The following is a 4973-nucleotide window of genomic DNA, read 5'->3' on the forward strand; positions in this document are numbered from 1 at the left end:
CCCGGGAACCGGCACACCGCGATGCCGCAGACGCCACCCGCGCCGCCGGCGCACAGCCCGTCGCCGTTGCTGCCCCGGTTGCGCAACAACCCGCCGGCCACGGTGCCCGCGCAGCGTCCTCCGATGGAGGGATCTTCGCAGGTGGCACCGGGGGTGGAGGGCATGCCGGGTGCCGAAACGCCCACGTCCGTGAACCAAAATGTGGGATCAGTTGACTCATCGCGTGAGATGCGTCAGGCTTAGCCGCATGTCGTCGAACCGGTCGCCGCGAGTACTTACCTGAGCGCACTCTCCCACCGAGAGTGCGCTGGCCCCGTGCATCCTGCACGTGGGCTTTTTTGTTGCCGTCGGACCCATCGCGGGACCTCCGCGTCCCATCCTGAGAAGCGCGTCACCCACTCACTTCCGAAGGCTTGAACCGCCATGACGAGACCCACGCCCGAGACCCTCGCCCACACCGCCCGTCGTGCCCGTTCCGGCACCGGCGCGGCCGGTGACTCCGACTCCGCCGCCCGCCCCGGCCGTGCCGCCCCGGCGGCCGCGACCACCGAGACGCCTGTACGGGAGCCCGCCACCGCGCAGGTCTCGGGGGCCGGTTCGCTCGTGCGGTCGCTGGAGGCGCTCGGCGTCGACGTGGTCTTCGGCATTCCGGGCGGTGCGATCCTGCCCGCGTACGACCCGCTCTACGACTCCACGGTCCGCCACATCCTGGTCCGGCACGAGCAGGGCGCCGGGCACGCGGCCACCGGTTACGCGCAGGCCACCGGCCGGGTGGGCGTCTGCATCGCCACCTCCGGCCCGGGCGCGACGAACCTGGTGACGCCGATCGCCGACGCCTACATGGACTCGGTGCCGATGGTGGCGATCACCGGCCAGGTGGCCCGGCCGTCGATCGGCACGGACGCCTTCCAGGAGGCGGACATCCAGGGCATCACGCTGCCGATCACCAAGCACAACTTCCTGGTGCAGACGGCCGACGAGATCCCGCGGGTGCTGGCCGAGGCGTTCCACCTGGCCGCGACCGGCCGGCCCGGCCCGGTGCTCGTCGACATCCCGAAGGACGTGCTCCAGGCGCCGGCGACCTTCTCCTGGCCGCCCACGCTCGACCTGCCCGGCTACCGGCCCACGCTGCACCCGCACGGCAAGCAGATCCGCGAGGCGGCCCGGCTGATGACCTCGGCCCGCCGTCCGGTGCTCTACGTCGGCGGCGGCGTGCTCAAGGCCGGCGCCACCGAGGGGCTGCGCAAGCTGGCCGAGCAGACCGGCATCCCGGTGGTCACCACGCTGATGGCGCTCGGCGCGTTCCCCGACTCGCACCGCCAGCACCTGGGCATGCCGGGAATGCACGGCACCGTGGCCGCGGTCTACGGCCTGCAGAAGGCCGACCTGATCGTGGCGCTGGGCGCCCGCTTCGACGACCGGGTGACCGGCAAGCTCGACTCGTTCGCGCCGGACGCGACTGTGGTCCACGCCGACATCGACCCGGCCGAGATCGGCAAGAACCGGCACGCCGACGTCCCGATCGTGGGCGACGCGCGGCACGTCATCGACGAGCTGATCGCGGCGGTCACCGCCGAGCAGGCCGCGCACCCGTCCGTGGACCTGACCGACTGGTGGGCGCAGCTCGACGACCTGCGCGAGCGGTACCCGCTCGGTTTCGAGGAGCCGGCCGACGGCACGCTCTCCCCGCAGTACGTGATCAAGCGGCTGGGCGAGATCGCCGGCCCGGACGCGATCTACGTGGCGGGCGTCGGCCAGCACCAGATGTGGGCCAGCCAGTTCATCTCGTACGAGAAGCCGCACACCTGGCTCAACTCCGGTGGCCTGGGCACCATGGGCTACGCCGTTCCGGCCGCGATGGGGGCCAAGGTCGGCAAGCCGGACACCACCGTGTGGGCGGTCGACGGCGACGGCTGCTTCCAGATGACCAACCAGGAGCTGGCCACCTGCGCGCTGGAGGGCATCCCGGTCAAGGTCGCCGTGATCAACAACGGCAACCTGGGCATGGTGCGGCAGTGGCAGACCCTGTTCTACGGGGAGCGCTACTCCAACACCGAGCTGGGCACGCACAAGCACCGCATCCCGGACTTCGTCAAGCTCGCCGAGGCGCTCGGCTGCGTCGGGCTGCGCTGCGAGAACGCCGCCGACGTGGACAAGACCATCGAGGCGGCCATGGCGATCAACGACGCGCCGGTGGTCATCGACTTCGTGGTCGGCAAGGACGCGATGGTCTGGCCGATGGTCGCCGCCGGCACCAGCAACGACGAGATCATGTTCGCGCGGGGCGTGCGCCCTGCTTTCGACGAGGACGAACTCTAAATGACGATGCACACGCTCTCCGTGCTGGTGGAGAACAAGCCGGGCGTCCTGGCCCGGGTCTCCGGGCTGTTCTCCCGGCGCGGGTTCAACATCGACAGCCTCGCCGTGGGCGAGACCGAGAACCCGGACGTCTCCCGCATCACCATCGTGGTCAACGCCGAGTCCTCGCCGCTGGAGCAGGTGACCAAGCAGCTCAACAAGCTGGTCAACGTACTCAAGATCGTGGAGCTGGACCCGCAGGTGTCGGTGGCGCGGGAGTTGCTGCTGGTCAAGGTCCGCGCGGACCGCACGGCCCGCGCCCAGGTGCTGGAGACGGTCGGCCTGTTCCGTGCCCGGGTGGTCGACGTCGCGCCGGACACGCTGACGATCGAGGCCACCGGCACGCCGGACAAGCTCGACGCGCTGCTGCGTGACCTGGAGCCGTTCGGCATCAAGGAGATGGTCCAGTCCGGCACGGTGGCCATCGGGCGGGGTTCCCGGGCCATCACCGCCGGCCCGGCCCTGCGCGCCGCCTGATCCGTACCCACAAGTTTTTTCGACGGGCCGACGGGCTCCGCCGTACGAAAGGGAAGTCAATGAGCGTTGAGGTGTTCTACGACGACGACGCCGACCTGGGCCTGATCCAGGGCCGCAAGGTCGCCGTGATCGGGTACGGCAGCCAGGGCCACGCGCACGCGCTGTCGCTGCGCGACTCGGGCGTCGACGTGGTGATCGGCCTGCCCGCCGGGTCGAAGAGCCGGCCGAAGGCCGAGGAGCAGGGCCTGCGGGTGCTCACGCCCGCCGAGGCGGCCGCCGAGGCCGACGTGATCATGATCCTGGCGCCGGACACGGCCCAGCGGCACATCTACGCCGAGGCCATCGCGCCGAACCTGACCGCGGGCAAGGCGCTGTTCTTCGGGCACGGCTTCAACATCCGGTACGGCCTGATCAAGCCCCCGGCCGACGTGGACGTGGCGATGGTCGCCCCGAAGGGCCCCGGTCACCTGGTCCGCCGCCAGTACGTCGACGGCAAGGGCGTGCCCTGCCTGGTCGCCGTCGAGCAGGACGCCAGCGGCAACGCGTTCGGCCTGGCTCTGGCGTACGCCAAGGCGATCGGCGGCACCCGCGCCGGCGCGATCCGGACCACGTTCACCGAGGAGACCGAGACCGACCTGTTCGGCGAGCAGGCGGTGCTCTGCGGCGGCGCGGCGGCGCTGGTGCAGACCGGTTTCGAGGTGCTCACCGAGGCCGGCTACGCGCCCGAGGTGGCCTACTTCGAGTGCCTGCACGAGCTGAAGCTGATCGTCGACCTGATGTACGAGGGCGGCATCGCCCGGATGCGCTACAGCATCTCCGACACCGCCGAGTACGGCGACCTGTCCCGTGGCCCGCGCGTGATCGACTCGCGGGTCAAGGAGGAGATGCGCAAGATCCTCGGCGAGATCCAGTCCGGCGAGTTCGCCCGCGAGTGGGTGGCCGAGGACGAGGCCGGCCGGCCGAACTTCGCCAAGTGGCAGGCCGAGGGCGCGGCGCACCCGATCGAGGAGACCGGGCAGAAGCTGCGCGGCATGATGAGCTGGGTCGACCGGCCGATCACCGAGACCGCCTGAGTTCTTCCCTCGTGCGGCCCGTGGCCCGCCCCTCTCCCCGGCGGCCGGCCGCGGGTCAGGTTGCCGGCAGCCGGTCCGCCTCGGCGCGTGCCCGCCCGGCCTCGTCCGGACGGCCGAGCGCGAACAGCGACGTGGCCAGGTTGCGCAGTGCGACGGCCATCTCCGCGGGCGGCAGCCCGCCGTCCACCGCACGCGCCTGCTCCACCGACTCGCGGTGGGCGTCGTACGCCTCGTCGAGCCGGCCCAGCGCGTCCAGCCGGTTGCCGAGATTGCCCAGCGTGCGGGAGAGGTCGGCCCGGTGGGCCGGATCCTCGTCGGCCAGATCCCGGCGCAGTGCCACGCACTCCCGCAGCGCCTCGGCCGCCCCCGCCACGTCACCGGACCGGATCAGGGCCCGATCCAGGCCGAACAGGGCCGCGCCCAGCAGCGCGCGATAGGCCGGTTGTCCGGCCACCAGTGACCGGGCCAGCTCGACCGCCTCCTGGCCGGCCGCCGTCCCGGTCATACCGGCGATCCGCGTGCCGGGCGGCGGTGGATCCGCGTCGCCCCGTCTGAAGTCGGTCATACCCGTCACCGCGCACAGCCCTTGGACGAGCAGCGGGCGGAACACCTCGGGCAGGTCGTCGGCCCGCCGCCGGCAGAGCGGCAGCAACTCCTCCAGGAGCGGCTCCACGTCGTCCCACGCGCCGACAGTCATCAGTGCCGAGACGAGTGACGCCAGTGCCCGCGCCAATTGGATGCCCCCGCCTTCGCGTGCCACCTCGACGGCCTCGGCGAGGCGGGCGATGCCCTCGTCCGGCCGGCCCGTCTCCAACAGCAGGGAACCGTGGGCGCGTAGCGCCGCGGCCAGGCCGTTGCCGCGTACTCCGGGAGTCCGGTCGACCCAGGGCCGTAGGAGGTCGATCGCCCCGGCGACGGCCCGCACGGCCGCGTCGACCTCACCCAGCGCCTGCCGGCAACGCGACTCGGCCAGCAGCGCGACGGCGGAGATGCGGTGTCCGGATTCCCGTGTGACGGAGCGGAGCCCAGCCAGGTCGGTGGTGCACGCCGTCAGCCGTTCCTGGG

The 4973-nt window shown here is 71.9% G+C and carries 3 protein-coding genes and 1 pseudogene; 3 read left to right on the plus strand and 1 reads right to left on the minus strand.

Features of this window, described 5'->3' with window-relative positions; all coding sequences use genetic code 11:
- Positions 1-423: 423 nt before the first annotated feature.
- The 3 genes from KBX39_RS22875 to ilvC are packed head-to-tail and all read left to right on the plus strand — an operon-like array spanning position 424 to position 3908.
- Positions 424-2319 (plus strand): acetolactate synthase large subunit, encoded by a 1896-nt coding sequence (locus tag KBX39_RS22875; RefSeq protein ID WP_113971839.1) that lies wholly within the window; start codon positions 424-426, stop codon positions 2317-2319.
- Positions 2320-2835, plus strand: a complete 516-nt coding sequence (gene ilvN, locus KBX39_RS22880; RefSeq protein ID WP_018786257.1) for an acetolactate synthase small subunit — start codon at positions 2320-2322, stop codon at positions 2833-2835.
- 59 nt (positions 2836-2894) lie between these two features.
- Positions 2895-3908, plus strand: a complete 1014-nt coding sequence (gene ilvC / locus KBX39_RS22885) for a ketol-acid reductoisomerase (protein WP_043325996.1) — start codon at positions 2895-2897, stop codon at positions 3906-3908.
- A 55-nt stretch (positions 3909-3963) separates the two neighbouring features.
- Here the strand turns inward: ilvC and KBX39_RS22890 are convergent.
- A pseudogene (locus KBX39_RS22890) lies at positions 3964-4973 on the minus strand (tetratricopeptide repeat protein); the annotation flags it as partial.

It is taken from the genome of Micromonospora sp. D75 (assembly GCF_018070405.1).
In the GTDB taxonomy this organism is placed as follows: Bacteria; Actinomycetota; Actinomycetes; order Mycobacteriales; family Micromonosporaceae; genus Micromonospora; species Micromonospora chalcea.